Genomic DNA, 16,869 nt, shown 5'->3' with positions numbered 1-16,869 from the left:
ACTTTTGCTGCACCGACACCTCGATCGTGCGCGCCATCGGCGCGATCCAATTGACACATATCAACGATGCGGATCGCGCGCGACGGACGCCTGCAGTGAGCGCGCGCGCCGCGCCTGGCGGCGGTTCATTGCACGACCAGCCGATCCACCACGGCCCGCACGCCTCGCGTCGCCCAAGCCGCGCCGCAAGCCGCGCGCCGCTCGCGCAGCGAAGCGACCGTGCCGCTCAGCGTCACCACGCCATGGCTCTCGTCGATGTGGATGCCCGCGAAATCGCGCTGCGCCCGCCGCGCCAGCGCCGCGCTGATATGCTGCGCGACCTCGAACGCCGCGTCGCTGTTGCGCACGTTCAACCGGTTGGCCACACCCACCACGCCACGCATGCGGCTCACCACTTTCTCGGCCATATTGCGCTGGTAGCCCCAATCCACGTCGCCGATGAGGGTCACGCAGCCGCGTTCGACCTCCACGCGCACCGCGTCGCCGCTCAAGCCCGCTTGCCAGTGCAGGGCGACCATGATCGCGGCGGCCAGATCGGCGTCGGGATGCGCGTTGCCCGCAGGCCGATCGGTCGACAATTCCACCACGATCGCCCGGCAGCCGGCCACGCGCTCGACGGCGCGCTCGACCGCCAGCTTCTGCGCATAGTCGGGCACCCGCCCTGATAACGTGACGACGCGGTCTCGCACCGCCACTTCGATGCCCGAGGCGTCGAGCGCCATGTCCCACGCCAGTTCCTGCTCCACGTCCTGCCTGAGTGCTTCATCCGTTTTCATGGTCCGCTCCATGGTTCGTTATCCCTACCGGTTCGAGCATGGCGCAGCCCATCGCCATGCGGCTGATCCCGGTCAATTGGTCGTGCATTGGCCGGCACGATGCGACGCGCTCGTCATACGCACCGCCCCGATTGATCTGAGTCAATCGCGCACCCGCGCCGGGCGTCGAGACTAAAGCAGCAAACGGATGCCGGCTGTGAACCATCTGGAGAACGCCATGACCGAATTTCAACGCATCGACTACCAGCCCGCGCCGCTGCTGCCGCCCGCTCCCGCGAGCGGCGAGGCGCCCGCCTTTATCGACCTGCCGCGCCCGCGACTCGACGCCGGCGCGCCGCTGATGAAAGCGCTCGCGCAGCGCAGGAGCACCCGCGCCTACGCGGACACGCCCATGACGCTCGACACATTGGGCGAACTGCTGTGGGCCGCGAACGGCGTGAACCGCGCCGAAACCGGCGGCCACACCGCGCCCTCCGCGCACGGCTTCAATGAGATCGATGTCTATGTCGCCCTGCCTCACGGCGTCTATCGCTATGAGCCCCAGTTCAACCGGCTTGCGCTCAAGCACGCCGTCGACGCGCGCAACATGACGGGCTACCAGGACTTCGTGGGCAAGGCGCCGCTCGATCTCGTGTACGTGCTGCGCGGCTCGCAGGTGCTCGCCGCGCCGCGCCAGCAGCGCGAGCTGTTCGCGGCTATCGCCACCGGCGCGATCAGCCAGAACGTCTCGCTCTACTGCGCCTCCGAGGGCCTCGCCACCGTGGTGCGCGGCTGGATCAACCATCGCTTGCTCGCCGACGCGCTGCGCCTGAACGAGGACGAAACGCCGGTGCTCGCGCAGACCGTCGGCAGCCCGGCGGCAGCGTAAGCGGCTCACACCGCGCCCGCGAAACACCGCGAAACAGGAAGCTGGCGATGACGACGCGCGTCGACTTGACCGCCGTTCAGGAGACCTACCGTCTCTGCTATGTGCACGCGCCGTGGGCGTACTTCACGCGCGTGCCGCTCGATCAGCAATGGGGCGACCATTGGGAGCGCTCGCCCTATACATCGGAGGCCGGCTTGCCCTATGGCGGCGAACCCGACCAGATCCTCAAGGTCGCCTTCGACGGGCCGCTGCTCACGCCGGAAACGGGCGAGCACGCGCACCCCTACAGCGTGCAGGAGATCAACGACCGGCGCGCGCCCTGGCTGCGCACCGACAGCTATTTCGGCGGCCCGCCCGTGCACATCATGGCGGGCGCGACGCTCCAGCACTTCACCGAACGGGTCGAACTCGCGGGCGGAACCGTCTATGCGCCGGTCGGCTGGGGGCAGTTGCCGGCGCGGGGGTCAAAGCGGGCGGCGGCCTGCTGAACCCGGAGCTTCTGCATCTGTCCGGCCGGTGCGGGTGCGTCGAACGGGCGGGAATCCGTGATCCGCGAGGAGTGAATCAGAAAACCACGGAGAAAAGCGCGCGCACCCGCGCGCTTCATCCTCACGCTGCGGGTTCGACACTCTGGTTCTCTTTGACATCCGAAGCATTTTCCGCGCTTTGCCCGGCGCTGGCACCCGGAACAGACTCGCCCGCAATCAGCGCGACCAGTTCGTCGTGCTCGAGCACTTCCCGCTCGAGCAAACGCCTGGCAATCCTGTCGAGCGCCTCGCGCCGTTCGGCGAGCGTGTGCGCGACACGTTCGTGCGCCTCGTTGAGCAGCCGGCGCACTTCGTCGTCGATGCGCTGCGCCGTGTGCTCGCCGCAGCGCGGGCCATCCGCACCGCCGAGCGCGCGCGCCATGCCGTCGTGGTCGGCGCAGTTCGCGAGACCGATGCGTTCGCTCATGCCGTAGCGCGCCACCATGTGCCACGCCATCGCGGTCGCGCGCTCCAGATCGTTCTGCGCGCCGGTGGAGACGTCGCCGAATACCAGCTCTTCCGCGACCCGTCCGCCGAGCAAGGCATCGAGCCGGTCGAGCAGCTCGCTGCGCCTGAGCACATAGCGGTCCTCGGTGGGCACCTGCTGCGTATAGCCAAGCGCGGCAACGCCTCGCGGGATGATCGACACCTTCTTGACCGGATCGCAGTGCTCGCGGCTTTGCGCCACGAGCGCATGGCCCGCCTCATGCCAGGCGATGGTCTGCTTCTCCTGCGCGTTCATCACGCGGCTCTTGCGCTCGGAGCCCGCGAGCGAGCGGTCGATGGCCTCGTCGAAATCCGCCATGGCGACGCTCGAGCGGTCGGCTTCCGCCGCATGCAGCGCGGCCTCGTTCACGATGTTCGCGAGGTCCGCGCCCACGCAGCCGGGCGTGCGTGCCGCCAGCTCCTCCAGATCGACATCGGGCGCGAGCGGCACCTTGCGCGTATGCACGGCGAGAATCTGCCGGCGCCCGACCAGGTCGGGGCGGTCGATCGCGATGTGGCGGTCGAAGCGGCCGGGACGCAGCAGCGCCGGGTCGAGCGTTTCGGGCCGGTTCGTCGCCGCGAGCAAGATGACGCCCGCATTGGGTTCGAAGCCGTCCATCTCGACGAGCAGTTGATTGAGCGTCTGCTCGCGTTCGTCGTTGCCCGAAATGGGACTTGCGCCGCGCACCTTGCCGAGCGCGTCGAGTTCGTCGATGAACACGATGCACGGAGCCTGGCGCTGTGCCTGATCGAAGAGGTCGCGCACGCGCGCCGCCCCCACGCCGACGAACATTTCCACGAACGAGGAGCCGCTGATGGAGAAAAACGGCACCCCTGCCTCGCCCGCGAGCGCCTTCGCGAGCAGGGTCTTGCCGGTGCCGGGCGCGCCGACGATCAGGATGCCTTTGGGTATTTTTCCGCCGAGCCGGCGGTATCGGTCCGGATTGCACAGGAACGAGACGATTTGCTGAAGCTCTTTTTTGGCCTCGTCGATGCCGGCGATATCGTTGAACGTCGCGCTCGTCTCGCGTTGCACGTAGACTTGCGCACGGCTTCTGCCGATGCCCATGAAATCGCGCGCGCCGCCGCCCCGGCGCATCATGAACTGCCACACCATCACTAGCAGCACGAGCGGAGCGAGCCAGCCGAGCAGCGTGCCGCCCCAGTTGCTGTCGAGCGCGCCGCTATAGCGCACGCCGGCGGCGGCGAGACGGGACGGCAGCGCGTCGTCGGCAACACGCGTGGTCGCAAAGAAATAAGGCGCCGGCCCCGTGCCGAACGCGGCGGCCTCGGAAGCCGGCAGCATCGTTTTGGCCTGTTCCGTGCGCAGCTCTCCGGTAATGCGGGTGGGGCTGATCACGAGATTGTCGACCGCGTGCGCGTCGACGAGGCGCAGAAAATCGCTGTACGCGAGCGGCGGCACGTTCGGCGTGCCCCAGAAGAGCTGTAGCGCCAGCAGCAACAGGAGCCCGATAAAAAACACGACGCCGCCGGAATCGAACTTCTTCTCCATGCTGAACTCGCTCCTCGTTGCATTTCGACGGCCGGCGGCCCAGCGGCCCGGCTCACCCGTGCCGCGTCACGCGAGCACGAGTTCGTCGACGACCGCGCGCACGCCCGGCTGCGACCACGCCACGCCGCGCACAACGGCGCGCTCGGCCTCCGAGCCCACTTTGCCCCGGAGCGTCACCACCCCCTCGCAGATCTCGGCATGGATTCGGACCGCCTCATCTTCAACGTGGTAGTGCAGCGCCTTGCGGATGCGCTCGGCAATCCTGCCCGGATCGGTGCGCCGGCGGGCGGTCACGCGGCTCGTCACGCCGGACACGCTGCGCAACTGCGTCAGTGTCCGGACCGCTAGCTCGCGCTGCCATTCCCATTCGACGGTTCCTTGCAAGAAGAGATGTCCGCGCACCGCCTCGACCTCGACGGCGTTTTGCGGCACTCCGGCTGTCCAGTGCAGGACCGCGCGCGCCATCGTCGCGATCTCGTCGTCGCTGTGCTGGTTGGCAGCCGGCCGCTCGAGCGCCAGCTGGTCCGGTACGTCCTGCCCCGGTTGTGGGTTGCTTTTCATGGCGTACATCCCGTTCAGCTTTCCAGATACACCGCGAAGCAGCCGGTCGCGAGCCGAGGCGGCGCTTCTTTCCGCTTCGCGTGCGGCTGCGACCACTATCGGCCCGCAGGCGGCGATTCGTTTGATGCAGATCAGTCTGAATAGGGTTCGGACGACCACGATGAAATCTCATGATGCGAGGAGGTCGCCATGGCACACATCCATCACTTTCATCCGGAGTTGCGTCACGCAACCGTCCCCACCTATCTGGCGAGTTACGGCTTTCCCGCGATTCTCGCGATCTACGAGATTTACCGTGTGGCCTGGTGGATCTCCCAGCATGGCTGGAACCTCTTTGGGTTCAACCAGGCGGGATTCGAGTTTTTGATCATGCTGGTTTTATTCGCCATCCAGATCGTTACTCAGACGATATTCCTGATGGCGTCTGCGGCCGGGCCGCGTCCCGACCTGGGTCACAGGCTGGCGAATATCGGCTTGGGGCTGCTCTGCTCGGCAGCCGTCCTGATGTTCGATCTCCTGCTGCAAGCACGATCCTGAGCGCTGGCGCGCCGCGGGCAGCCCGGGGAGGCATCATGCGCGGCGGCAGCGGCAGCCTCGCGCACTCGATGCGCGTCCCCGCGGCGCGACGATCACGCGGATGTCGCGTGATGTTGCGCACTCGCGGGTTTCGCCTCGCCGTCCGGACGCATGCCCATGAACGGCCCAAGACAGGACATCCAGTCCGCCGCCTGCGGCGCGGTTCCGGCCCGCCGCGCCATCTGGGCCGGCGCCGCCCGCCACCAGGCGTTTCCGGCATTGAAGACCGCGTCGCGAAGCAACGCTCCGTATGCCGCCTGATTTTTCACAGCCGAAACCAGGCCTTGCTCCCACAAGGCAATGCTCGCCGCAAGGTACTCGCGCGTCATCGCTTGCGAGGCCTGCGCGATAGCCCCCGCATCGCCGGCGCGCGCGTGCATGAGCGCATCGCCCACGCGCTGCGCGGCGGCGCGATCGCGTTCAATGCACTTCGCTTGCAGCGCCAGCGCGGCCGCGAGTTGATCGAAGCCGATCTGCGCCATGCGCGTGCCAATGCTCGACGGGGAAGCAGGCTGAAGCGGCATGCTCGAGGGGATATCGCTCATTTCATTCTCCTGATCATTCGAATGTGTGCCGAGATCCGCAGCACACGAGTCCATGCGGGGAGTCGCATTCCTCGTCCAATCTAGCGGCCGTGTTCTTCGCATGATTGACTTGCATCAGTTATCGCCGTCATCCGGAGACCCGATGGCCGGACGAGGCGCGCACCGGCTTTTTCTTGACCTGTATCAGCCGCCGCCCCCTCCGCGCGCGCGAGTCTTCTGACTATTCCGACTGGTTTCCTGCGCCACGCGCGCCTTGCCACCATGCCTTACGCAACCAACGACGATTTGCCCGCGAGCGTGCGCAATCACTTGCCGCCGCACGCGCAGGACATTTTCCGCGCCGCATTCAATCGCGCCTGGGCCGACCACGCCTGGGACCCGCGTCATGAAGAAGCGGCGCGCCGGATCGCTTGGGCGGCCGTCAAGCGGCTCTACGCCCGCGAGGGCCCGCGCGGGCACACGTATTGGGTGCCGCGCTGAACGATTTCCGGTGCGTTCCTTGCATGAGGGCATTGCCATGAATCCGCAGCCGCACGACGACCGCGATATCGAGGACAGCCGCGCCGCACGCATCGTGCGCCTCGTCGACACGCTTGCCGGAGAGCTGCACGGCGAAGGACACCCGCCCGGGCGCCTTTCGATGACGACGCATCTCGAACGCGATCTCGGCTTCGACAGCCTCGCGCGCGCCGAACTGGCCGAGCGGATCGAGCAAGCCTTTGGCGTGCGGCTGCCGCCCGATGCGTTCGCGGCCATCACGCCGGGGGACCTGCTCGCGGCCATCGAGCGGGGCGCGGAGGCCGCGCCCCGCGCCGGCACGGCGGGTACGCCAGCCGCATTGGCGGCGCGCAGCGTGTCCGCATCGGCGGCGCCGGAACAAGCGCGCACACTGGCCGAAGTGCTCCAGTGGCACGCGCACCGGCATCCGGACCGGCTTCATCTCACGCTCATCGAGCCAGGCGCCGCGACGGAACTCAGTTACGGCGCACTGTTCGAGCGCGCCTCGCGCACGGCCAACGCGCTGCGCGCGCGCGGCGTCGATCCGGGCGCGCGAGTGGCGCTGATGCTGCCCACCAGCATCGATTATTTCGTCGGCTTCGCGGCGCTCGTGCTGTGCGGCGCGGTTCCGGTGCCGATCTATCCGCCGACGAGCCTCGCGCAGGTCGAGGAGCACATCGCGCGCCACGCGCCGATCCTCGCGAATGCGGGGGTCTCGGCGTTGATCGCCGCAGGGCCGCTCGGCCCGGTGGCGCAATTGCTCCGGCTGAAAGTCCCGACGCTGCGTCAGGTGTTCACCTGCACGGCCCTCGAAGCGGCCCAGCCGCATAGCGAGGACGAGGTGCCGCTGATCCAGGCCGGCCCGGACGATCTCGCCTTGCTCCAGTACACCTCCGGCAGCACCGGCGAACCCAAAGGCGTCATGCTGAGCCACGCGAACCTGCTTTCGAACATCCGCGCGATGGGCGAGCGTATGGGCGTGCAGCCCGGCGACGCGCTCGTGAGCTGGCTGCCGCTCTATCACGACATGGGGCTCATCGGCGCGTGGCTCGCTCCGCTCTATTTCGGCTTTGGGCTCGTCGCCATGTCGCCGCTCGCGTTTCTGGCCCGCCCCGCGGTCTGGCTCGAAACGATCTCGCAACGCCGTGCGACGATCACGGCCGCGCCCAATTTCGCGTACGACTGGTGCGCGCGGCGCGTGCCCGAGCGTGCGCTCGCTGGGCTCGATCTCGCCTCGCTGCGCTTCGCGTTCTGCGGCTCCGAGCCCGTGAATCCGGACACGCTGCGAGCCTTCGCCTCGCGCTTCGCGCCGCTCGGGTTCGACGCGCGCGCCATCACACCGGTCTACGGCCTCGCGGAAAATACGCTTGCCGTCACCTTCCCCGCGCCGTCGCGCGGCCTGCGCGTCGATCTCGTGCAGCGCGAAGCGCTCGCCACGCGCAGCGAGGCGGTGCCCGCCTACGCGGGCGACGACACCCTCGCGCTCGTCGCCTGCGGCTATGCGCTTGCGGATACGCGCCTGCGCATCGTCGACGACCAGCGCCAGGCGCTCGCCGAACGCCACATCGGCCATATCGAGTTTCGCGGCGCGAGCGCCACGGCAGGCTACTTTCGCAATCCTGAGCAAACCGCGCGCCTCGTGCGCGACGGCTGGCTCGACAGCGGCGACCTCGGCTATCTCGCGGACGGCGAGCTTTTCGTCACGGGGCGCGCGAAGGACCTCATCATCCGTGCGGGCCGCCACCTCTTCCCCGACGAACTGGAGCACGCGATCGGGCAACTGGGCGGCGTGGAGCCGGGCGGCGTGGCCGCCTGCGGCGAGCCCGATCCGCTCGCGGGCACCGAGCGCCTCGTCGTGATCGTCGAGACCGCACTGGGCGAAGCCGCCGAACGCGCCGATCTTCAGGCGCGCGTCAACGCCATCGTGCTGCGGCTGTGCGGCGCGCCCGCGGAGCGCATCGTGCTGGTCGCGCCGCATGGCATCCTCAAGACGCCTGGCGGCAAGATCCGCCGCGCCGCAACGCTCGAGCGTCTGCGCCACGGCGCGCCCGCCGCCCCACCTTCGGGTGCGTTCGCGCCATGGCGCCAAAGCTTCGCGCTCGCCGCCGCCAGCGCGGTCCCGCTCGCGCGGGCCGCCGGCCACTCGCTGCGGCACATCGCTCGCGGTCTGTGGTGCGGGTCGCTCGTCGCACTGGCATTTCCGGCCGTCTGGATCCAGGTCGCGCTCGATCGCAACCCCGCGCGCCGCTGGCGCTCGGCCGCTCGCGCGTGCCGCTTCGTGCTGCGCGCCGCGGGCCTGCACACGACGCTGCATGGAGCGCAGCACTTCAGCCGCACGGCGCATCCGGTGCTGGCCGTCAATCACACAAGCTATCTCGACGTGATCGCGCTGCTCGCCGCGCTGCCCGCGCCGGTCCATTTCGTCGCCAAGCGCGAGCTCGCGCGCCGGCCGTTCGTCGGCACGCTGCTGCGCGCGCTCGGCACGCGCTTCGTCGCGCGCGACGACTATGGCCAGAGCCTCGCCGACGAAGCGCAGCTCGTCGAGTGCGCCCGCGCCGGCGAAACCTTGCTGTTCTTCCCCGAAGGAACCTTCGTGGCTGCCGCCGGGCTGCGCGCGTTCAAGCTGGGCGCGTTTCGCGCCGCAGTGCTGGCAGGCCGTCCGGTGTTGCCCGTGGCGCTGCGCGGCGCGCGCGCGGCATTGCGCGACGGGCACTGGATTGCGGAGCGCGGCGAGATCGAGGTCGAGATTCTGGCGCCGGTCGACGCGCAAGGCAGCGATTTGCGCGCCATGGCGAACCTGCGCGAGCGCACGCGTGCGGCGCTGCTCGCGAAATGCGGCGAACCGGACGCGGCGGCCCAGCCCGCGCCAGCCGAACCCGTCCCGGGCGCGCCGGAGGAGGCGCCCATCTCGACATGACGCCGCCCAGCGCTGCTCAAAAAACGCTGCTCAAAGACGGCAGCCCCTCACAACGGCACCCGCCCGGCAAGCGTCACCGGCATGCCGGCATGCGTTTCGCGCGCCGACTCGCTGGCCGCGACGCGCTGCTTGAGCGCAACGAAGCTATCGGGGTTCACCGAAATCGAGTCGATGCCGCACTCGACCAGGAACTCGGCAAACTCGGGATGATGCGCGGGCGCCTCGCCGCACAGGCCGACCTTCGCGCCGGCGCGGTGGGCCTCGGCGATCACCGTGCGCACCATCCACTTGAGCGCATCGCTTTGCTCGTCGAAGAGCCCGGCGAGCTGCGCCGAGTCGCGATCCACGCCGAGCGTGAGCTGCGTGAGATCGTTGCTGCCGATCGAAAAGCCGTCGAAGCGCCGCGCGAACTCGCGCGCCAGCACGACATTGGAGGGAATCTCGCACATCACGTAGATTTCGAGCCCGTTGCGCCCGCGCTCGAGACCGTTCTCGCGCATGACCGCGAGCACGCGGTCGGCCTCCTCGGGCGTGCGGCAGAACGGGATCATCACGACGACGTTGGTGAAGCCCATCTCTTCGCGCAGCCGGCGGATCGCGCGGCATTCGAGCGCGAAGCCTTCGCGGTACAGCGGCGAGTAGTAGCGCGACGCCCCGCGAAAGCCGAGCATCGGATTGGCTTCGTGCGGCTCGAACTGCGCGCCGCCCACGAGGTTCGCGTACTCGTTGGTCTTGAAGTCGCTCATGCGCACGATCACGGGATGCGGAAAGTGCGCGGCCGCGATGCGCCCGAGCGCACGCGAGAGCTGGTCCACGAAATAAGCGGTTTTGTCGGCGTATCCGGCGCTCAGGTCGCGAATGATGCGCTTCGCCCGCTCGTCCTTCAGCTGGTCGTAGTGGACCAGCGCCATGGGATGCACGCGAATCTGGCTGCCGATCACGAACTCCATGCGCGCGAGCCCCACCCCGTCGGCAGGCATGCGCCACCAGCGAAACGCGGCTGCGGGGTTGGCGAGATTGAGCATGATCGCGGTGCGGGTGGGCGGCAGATGCGAGAAGTCGATCTCCTGCGCGTGAAAGTCCGCGATGCCTTCGTACACCGCGCCTTGCTCGCCCTGCGCACAGCTCACCGTGACCTTCTGGCGGTTGCGCAGCACGCGCGTGGCATTGCCGGTCCCGACGATGGCCGGCAGGCCCAGCTCGCGGCTCACGATCGCCGCGTGCGAGGTGCGGCCGCCGTGATCCGTGACGATCGCCGCAGCGCGCCGCATGACCGGCACCCAGTCCGGATCGGTGGTCTGCGCGACCAGCACGGCGCCGTCCACGAAGCGCGCCATGTCGCGGGGCTGCTCGATCACGCAGACCGGTCCCGCGCCGATCGCCTCGCCGACGCTCACGCCCGAGAGCAGCTTCGGCCCGGCTTTGTCGAGGTGCCAGGTTTTGAGCGCGCCCGCATCGCGGCGCGACTGGACCGTTTCCGGGCGCGCCTGCACGATGAAGATCTCGCCGGTCGCGCCGTCCTTCGCCCACTCCATGTCCATCGCGCAGCCGTAGTGCGCCTCGATCCGGCAGGCCCAGCGCGCGAGCTTCAGGATTTCGTCGTCTTGCAGCACGTAAGCGCGGCGCTCGGCCAGCGAGGTCCGCACGTTTCGGGTCGGCTGCATGCGGCTGCGCACGCAGATCATCTTGAGGGTCTTGGCGCCGCGCTGCTTGCCGACGATGGGCGCAAGCGACGGGTCGTCCAGCAGCGGCTTGAAGACCTCGTATTCGTCCGGGTCGACGGCGCCCTGCACCACGTTCTCGCCGAGCCCCCAAGCCGCGTCGATCAGGACGACGCGCTCGAAGCCGGTCTCGGTATCGATCGAGAACATCACGCCCGCGCCGCCCAGGTCGGCGCGCACCATCTGCTGCACGCCTACCGACACCGCGACCTTCAGCGCGTCGAAGCCTTTGGCCTGGCGGTAGCTGATCGCGCGGTCGGTATAGAGCGACGCGTAGCAGCGCCGGCAGGCGTCGAGCACCGCCGGGCCGCCGGAGATGTTCAGGAAGGTCTCGAACTGCCCCGCGAAGCTCGCCTCGGGCAGGTCCTCGGCGGTCGCGCTGGAGCGCACGGCGACGCTCAGCTTCTCCTGACCGCTCTGGCGGCACAGGTCCGCATAAGCGGCGTGGATGGCGTCCGCAATCGCGGCGGGCCATTCGCCGCGCAGGATTGCCGCGCGGATCAACGCGCCGGTTTCGGCGAGCGTGCGCCGCTGCGCGTGCAGCTCGTCCAGCGCGGCGGCGATCGTTTCATCGAGGCGGTTTGCTTCGATGAAGTCGCGATAGGCCTGCGCCGTGGTCGCGAAGCCCGGCGGCACCTTGATGCCGTGCGGCGCGAGGTTCGCGATCAGCTCGCCGAGCGAGGCGTTCTTGCCGCCGACGCGCGCGAGATCGGCGCGCGTGACCTGCGAAAGCCAGACGACCGCAGCGGATGCGGCGCTCATGAATGGCCCCGCACGAGCAGCACCGGACAGTCCGTCTCGCGCACGAATTCCTCCGCCACGCTGCCGAGCAGCGCGCGCCTCACGCCGCGCCGGCCATGCGTGCCGAGCACGACGAGCTGCGCGCCCACGCGCGCGACGCAGCGGTTCAGGCAATCCGCCACGCTGTCGGTCACGCTTTGCAGCTGCAGCAGTTCCGTTTCGCAGTGCACGTCGGCCGCCTTTGCCTCGGCGTGCGCAGCATCCAGCAGCTTTCTGGCGTCTTCCCGATACATCGCGATCAGGTCCGCCGGCACGTACGACAGGCCCATGCCGAACGGCGCCAGAATGTCGATCACATGCGCTACATAGAGTTGCGCGCCGGTCAGCCGCGCGACGCGCAGCGCCTCGGCGAGCGCCCGCTTCGACGTCTCGCTGCCGTCGAACGCCACCAGAATCTTGTCGTACATGGTCGGCCTCCTCACTCGGGATATCCCTTGCCTGATGCCACATCTTCGGTGTGGCCAGCGTCACGCCATTGATTTGCATCAAGAGACAAACGCGGCCGGAACACCGCCGTGGCCGCATCGGGCCGCCGCTCAGCGCTGGCCGTCTCCCGCGTCGCCCCAGCCGCCGCCCAACGCTGCATAGAGCGCGACGGTGTCCTGCAGCCGCTGGGCGTCGGCTTCGAGCCAGGCGATCTGCGCCTGATGCAGCTGGGCATCGGCGACGAGGATCTGGACGTAGTCCACCGTTCCCGCGCGATAGTCGGCGCGCAGCAAGCGCAGCGCCTCGCGCGCCGCCGCGAGCGCGCGCGTCTGCGCCTCCAGTGCGCCGGCGTCGTGCTCGAGCGCATAGAGCACGTCCGCGACCTGCGCAAAGGCGCTCAGCACGGTCTGCCGGTACTGCGCGCGCGAGGCATCGTAGGCGTCCTGCGCGGCCTTGCGCCCGTACCAGAGCGTGCCGCCCTCGAAGAGCGGCGCGGCCACGTCCGCGGCCAGCACCCACGACTGGCCGGCACGCGCGCCCATCGACGCGAGCGATGTACCCGCAAGCCCGCCGCCGGCCGAAAGCGTGAAGTTCGGCAGCATCGCCGCCGTGGCCACGCCGACCTGCGCGCTCGCCGCGTGCAGCAGCGCCTCGGCCTGCAGCACGTCGGGCCGTTGGCGCACGAGCTGCGACGGCACGGTCGCGGGCAAATCCGCCGGCAGCGTGATCTCGTTCAGCGAAAGCTCAGGCGCGGACCACTGCACCGGCAGCAGGCCGCTCAACGTGGCCAGCAGATCCGCCGCCTGGGCGCGCTTTTGCTCCAGCACCGGCAAGGTGGCTTCGAGCGCGGCCTGCTCGTTCTGCAGCGTGAGCACCGCCGCGTAGGCGGCGGTGCCGGCGCGCGCGCGCACCTCGGCAATGTGGACCTGCTCGCGCAAGAGCCCGATCATCTCGCGCGTGGCGTCGATCTCGTCGCGCCAGCCGGCGCGCGCGATCATCGTGTTGACGACGTTCGATTCGATGGTCAGATAGGCCGCCGCCAGCGCGTAGCGCTGCGCATCGCGCTGCGCCGCGAGCGCCTCGACGAAACGCCGGTTGCCGCCCCAGAGATCGACGGCGTAGCTGATCGACGCCGACAGCGTGAACAGGTTGAAAATCGAGGGTGCCATGCCGGAGCCGACGTGCAGCGGGGCATAGCGCTGCCGGGAGGCGCCGGCCGCGGCGCTCGCCTGCGGATAGAACACGCCCGCTCCGGCGCGTAGCTGATGATCGGCATGCCGAAGCGATGCCTCGGCCGCATCGAGCGTGGCGTTGCCGGTGAGGGCGTCGTCCACGGCCGCATCGATCGCGCGGCAGCCGAACTGGGTCCACCAGTCGTCCCGCACCGCGACGCCGGCCCGCAGGGTCTGCGAGACGCCGGCTGCCGCGAAGGCCGCCGGCGTGCCGGCGCGCACATACGCATCGACCTGCGGCGGCGCCGGCCGCGTGAAATCCGGCCCGACCGCGCAGCCCGCCAGCCCGGTTGCAGCGAGCCATGCGAATACGCGCAGCGCGCTGTGCGCGCGCGCGCGATGGCGTCCCCCTCGCGTCCTGCTCGAAGCAGGTCGCCTAGCGCGCGGCAATGTACACATCGACGATCTGCCCTGGATAGAGGCGCAGGCCCGCCTGCGGCTCGATGCGGAAAATCACCGGCAGCACGCGCAGGTCCACGCGCTCGGTACGCTGGTCGGAAAGCTCGATCTTCGGCGTCACATAGGGCTGGATGCGCTCGAAGGTGAGATTGGCCGCGATGTTCGCGCCGCGCACCGTCATGCGCCCCTTGAGCTGGTCCGGCTGCGGCAGCCGCGAGATCAGGATCTCGTCCACGTAACAGCGCACCGCGAGACGCTCGGGCGCGCTGCCCAGCACGATCACGGGCGCCATGCCCCGCGTGTAGGTGTCATAGACGCCCTGCTGCGAAAGGTACGAGCCCTGCGCCGTGTTCACCGCAAGCACGATGCCGTCGGACGGCGCGCGTAGCGTGTAGTGCGCGAGCAGCGCCTCGGCCGACGCGGCCGCCTTGCGCAGCGCCTCCACCTGCCCCTGCTGGTTGCGCACTTCGTAGACCCACGCGCCCGCGCGCGTGAGGCGATCCTGGCGCGCGACGACCTCGAGGTTGGCGCGCGCGACGTGCATGGCGTTCTCCGCGCTGTCGAGCACGTCGCGGCTCACGGCTTTGGGGTCGATGTCCCATGCCTGCTTTTGCTTCGCATAGGTGTCCTGAGCCATCTTCAGGCTGGCCTGGGCCGCCCGCACCTGGGCGTCGGCAACGTCGCGCGTTTCCGGCCTGGGCTGGGCCTCGAGCTCGTCGAGCAGCGCCTGCGCGGCAAGCGCCTGGGCCGCGAGCTGCCCGGCGTTCGCGCGCTGCACCGAATCGTCGATCGTGAGCAGCACGTCGCCCGCCTTCACGCGGTCGCCGTCGTGCACGAGCAGCCGCGTGACCGTCCCGCTCACTTCGGGGTAGAGATTGACGTTCGCTCCGGCGCTCTGGTCGCTTTCGACGATTCCCGTGGCATAGACGCCGTGCGCGTAAGGATTGGCCGCCGGCTGGAACACCGGCGGCTGCGGCGGCTGCTGGATGCCGAACACCCAGGCCGCGGCAACGGCCGCGAGGAAGCCGATCAGCGACGCGGCAAAGACCAGCCGATGCTTCATCGCGCGCCTCCTGGGACGATGTCCTTGAGCTTGCCGTCCTCCATATGCAGGATGCGGTCCGCGTACTCGAAGATGCGGGCGTCGTGGGTGACGATGACGATGCAGCGTCGCTCGTTGAGCACCTGATGCTTGACGAACTCGATGATGGTGCGCCCGGTGTCGCCGTCGAGCGAGGCGGTGGGCTCGTCGAGCACGAGAATGTCGGGCTGGCTCACGATCGCGCGGGCGATCGCCACGCGCTGCTGCTCGCCGCCCGAGAGCTTCACGGGCGGCAAGGCGGCCCGGTTTTCGAGGCCCACGACTGCCAGATAGCGCCGCGCCTCGGCGAGCGCGTCGTCCCAGGGCCGGCGCTTGAGGATCAGCGGAATGGCCACGTTCTCGGCCGTGGTGAGGCGCGGAAACAGATGGTAGTCCTGAAAGACGAAGCCGATGCGGTTGAGCCGGAACTCCGCGAGCCGGTCGTCGGGCTGGGCCCACAGATCGACGCCGTCCACCGACACGGTTCCGCCATCGGGCCGCAGAATCCCGGAGATGACGCTCAGCAGCGTGGTCTTGCCGCTGCCCGACGGCCCGACGATCAGCACCATCTCGCCGTAGTGCGCCTGCATGGAGACGCCTTGCAGCGCCTGGGTGCGCGCCGCGCCCTCGCCGAACCACTTGTCGAGCGCATGTGCCTCGATGGCAATCGAATCGGCCATTGCCTCAGCCCCGGAAGATGTCGAACGGCTCGATGCGCAGCACGCGGCGCACGCCGAGATAGCTGGAGAGCGCGGCGATCACCACCACCATCGCGAACGCGATCGCGAGGTTGCCGAAGGTGATCATGGCCGCGTAGTCGCGGATGCGCAGCCGCGCGAGGCTGATCAACGCCGCGCACAGTCCGACGCCGAGGCCGTAGCCCGTGAGCGCCGTGAAGGCCGCCTGGAACAGGATCATCGCGACCAGCTCGCGCCGCTTCGCGCCGATGGCCTTGAGCGCGCCGAATTTTTCGAGGTTTTCGAGAATGAACGTATAGAAAGTCTGCCCCGAGATCGACAGGCCGACCACGAAGCTGATCACGGTCATCAGGAGAATGTTGGTGCCGAGGCCGGTCTGGTACTTGTAGAAGTCGGCGATGTGCTGCATGAACTCGTCTTTGGTGTAGGCGACATAGCCGAGCGCGGCAACCTGCGCCTTGATGTGCGCAATGTCGGCTGCCGACTTAGGCTCGACGAGAATGTACGAGGTCGTGTAGCGCGTCGACGGAACGTCCTGGATGGCGCGGCGGTACGTCGTGTAAAGCGTAGGGGTGCCAAACAGGCTGCTGCTCGCCACCGCCGCAATGCCGACCACCACGGCGCGGTGGTCGTTCAGCTCGAAGTCGGTGCCGGGCGCGGGGCTGCCGAGCTTGTAGAACTCGGCGTCCTGCACGGCAATGAAGCCGTCCTCCGCAAAAATGTCCTCGATGCGCCCGGTCTTCATCTTCGGCCAGCCATAGAGCGTGGTGTCGTCCAGCCCGATCACGGTGGCCGCCTGGTAGGTGCCGTTGCGCAGCTTCACGAGCGCCATGCCCGAGTAGAGCGGCACGGCGTACTTCACGCCGTCGATGCTGCGCACGGCGTCGAGCACGTAATCGGGCATACCGATGCTGCTCGCGATCGTCTGCACCGCCGGGTCCATCACCCAGACCTTCGCGCCCACGTTGATGACGGTGGACGACGAGCGGTTGAGGATGCCCGCGAACATGGACGTCATCTCGACCATCAGAAACACCGCGAACGTGATGCCGATCAGCAGCGCCGTGAACTTGGCGCTGTCGTTGACAAGCAGCTTGAACGCGAGGCGCAGGATGCACCGCATGGACGCCCTCCGGTTTGGCCAGCCTCGCTCGCCGTGCACGAGGCGCGTGCAGGGTCCGGGCCGGTTGAGGCGATTCTGCGGCGCGCGGCCCTGTTCCAGTTGACGTGTATCAAACAAGCGC

At 68.8% G+C, this 16,869-nt stretch carries 15 protein-coding genes; 5 read left to right on the top strand and 10 right to left on the bottom strand.

What is annotated here, in order from left to right; genetic code table 11:
- Window positions 1-125 precede the first annotated feature (125 nt).
- The gene (locus PWP93_RS20810; RefSeq protein ID WP_421045768.1) at window positions 126-776 is read right to left on the bottom strand and encodes a BON domain-containing protein; all 651 of its coding nucleotides are present in this window, start codon (window positions 774-776) and stop codon (window positions 126-128) included.
- A gap of 217 nt (window positions 777-993) precedes the next feature.
- Here PWP93_RS20810 and PWP93_RS20805 point away from each other — a divergent pair, with 217 nt between their 5' ends.
- Together PWP93_RS20805 and PWP93_RS20800 are read left to right on the top strand one after the other, a co-directional pair.
- Entirely contained in the window at window positions 994-1,644 is a 651-nt protein-coding gene (locus tag PWP93_RS20805) for a nitroreductase family protein (RefSeq protein WP_421045767.1), read from the top strand.
- Between the two features lie 47 nt (window positions 1,645-1,691).
- Entirely contained in the window at window positions 1,692-2,132 is a 441-nt protein-coding gene (locus PWP93_RS20800; RefSeq protein WP_421045766.1) for a hypothetical protein, read from the top strand.
- 121 nt (window positions 2,133-2,253) lie between these two features.
- Here the strand turns inward: PWP93_RS20800 and ftsH are convergent, their stop codons facing one another.
- Together ftsH and PWP93_RS20790 are read right to left on the bottom strand one after the other, a co-directional pair.
- A complete protein-coding gene (gene ftsH / locus PWP93_RS20795; RefSeq protein ID WP_421045765.1) occupies window positions 2,254-4,170 on the bottom strand; it encodes an ATP-dependent zinc metalloprotease FtsH in 1,917 nt (638 codons plus the stop codon).
- Window positions 4,171-4,236: 66 nt separating this feature from the next.
- The gene (locus tag PWP93_RS20790) at window positions 4,237-4,731 is read right to left on the bottom strand and encodes a BON domain-containing protein (RefSeq protein WP_421026752.1); all 495 of its coding nucleotides are present in this window, start codon (window positions 4,729-4,731) and stop codon (window positions 4,237-4,239) included.
- A 189-nt stretch (window positions 4,732-4,920) separates the two neighbouring features.
- Between PWP93_RS20790 and PWP93_RS20785 the strand changes: the two genes are divergently transcribed.
- On the top strand, window positions 4,921-5,268 hold the full coding sequence (locus tag PWP93_RS20785) for a hypothetical protein (RefSeq protein ID WP_421026751.1): 348 nt from the start codon (window positions 4,921-4,923) through the stop codon (window positions 5,266-5,268).
- 92 nt (window positions 5,269-5,360) lie between these two features.
- Here PWP93_RS20785 and PWP93_RS20780 read toward each other — a convergent pair whose 3' ends face one another.
- The gene (locus PWP93_RS20780) at window positions 5,361-5,852 is read right to left on the bottom strand and encodes a hypothetical protein (protein ID WP_421045764.1); all 492 of its coding nucleotides are present in this window, start codon (window positions 5,850-5,852) and stop codon (window positions 5,361-5,363) included.
- 261 nt (window positions 5,853-6,113) lie between these two features.
- Here PWP93_RS20780 and PWP93_RS20775 point away from each other — a divergent pair, with 261 nt between their 5' ends.
- On the top strand, window positions 6,114-6,332 hold the full coding sequence (locus tag PWP93_RS20775) for a ChaB family protein (RefSeq protein WP_421026749.1): 219 nt from the start codon (window positions 6,114-6,116) through the stop codon (window positions 6,330-6,332).
- A 37-nt stretch (window positions 6,333-6,369) separates the two neighbouring features.
- Entirely contained in the window at window positions 6,370-9,267 is a 2,898-nt protein-coding gene (locus PWP93_RS20770; RefSeq protein WP_421045763.1) for an AMP-binding protein, read from the top strand.
- 47 nt (window positions 9,268-9,314) lie between these two features.
- Here the strand turns inward: PWP93_RS20770 and ppsA are convergent, their stop codons facing one another.
- The 6 genes from ppsA to PWP93_RS20740 all read right to left on the bottom strand — a co-directional run bounded on the left by ppsA (window position 9,315) and on the right by PWP93_RS20740 (window position 16,748).
- Window positions 9,315-11,750 (bottom strand): phosphoenolpyruvate synthase, encoded by a 2,436-nt coding sequence (ppsA, locus tag PWP93_RS20765; RefSeq protein ID WP_421045762.1) that lies wholly within the window; start codon window positions 11,748-11,750, stop codon window positions 9,315-9,317.
- Entirely contained in the window at window positions 11,747-12,196 is a 450-nt protein-coding gene (locus tag PWP93_RS20760; protein ID WP_421026746.1) for a universal stress protein, read from the bottom strand. Before PWP93_RS20760 ends, ppsA begins: the two co-directional genes overlap by 4 nt.
- A gap of 129 nt (window positions 12,197-12,325) precedes the next feature.
- Complete coding sequence (locus PWP93_RS20755) at window positions 12,326-13,846, bottom strand: efflux transporter outer membrane subunit (protein ID WP_421045761.1); 1,521 nt, start codon at window positions 13,844-13,846, stop codon at window positions 12,326-12,328.
- A complete protein-coding gene (locus PWP93_RS20750; protein WP_421045760.1) occupies window positions 13,824-14,909 on the bottom strand; it encodes an HlyD family secretion protein in 1,086 nt (361 codons plus the stop codon). Before PWP93_RS20750 ends, PWP93_RS20755 begins: the two co-directional genes overlap by 23 nt.
- Complete coding sequence (locus PWP93_RS20745; RefSeq protein WP_421045759.1) at window positions 14,906-15,607, bottom strand: ABC transporter ATP-binding protein; 702 nt, start codon at window positions 15,605-15,607, stop codon at window positions 14,906-14,908. The genes PWP93_RS20750 and PWP93_RS20745 overlap by 4 nt, the downstream gene beginning before the upstream one ends.
- Before the next feature lie 4 nt (window positions 15,608-15,611).
- Window positions 15,612-16,748, bottom strand: coding sequence for an ABC transporter permease (locus PWP93_RS20740; RefSeq protein WP_421026742.1), 1,137 nt, complete (start codon window positions 16,746-16,748; stop codon window positions 15,612-15,614).
- Window positions 16,749-16,869 lie beyond the last annotated feature (121 nt).

The organism is Paraburkholderia sp. A1RI-2L (assembly GCF_048957375.1).
Taxonomy (GTDB): domain Bacteria; phylum Pseudomonadota; class Gammaproteobacteria; order Burkholderiales; family Burkholderiaceae; genus Paraburkholderia.
The sequence above is the reverse complement of the archived record's forward strand: the minus strand, read 5'-3'. Positions and strand labels throughout refer to the sequence as shown.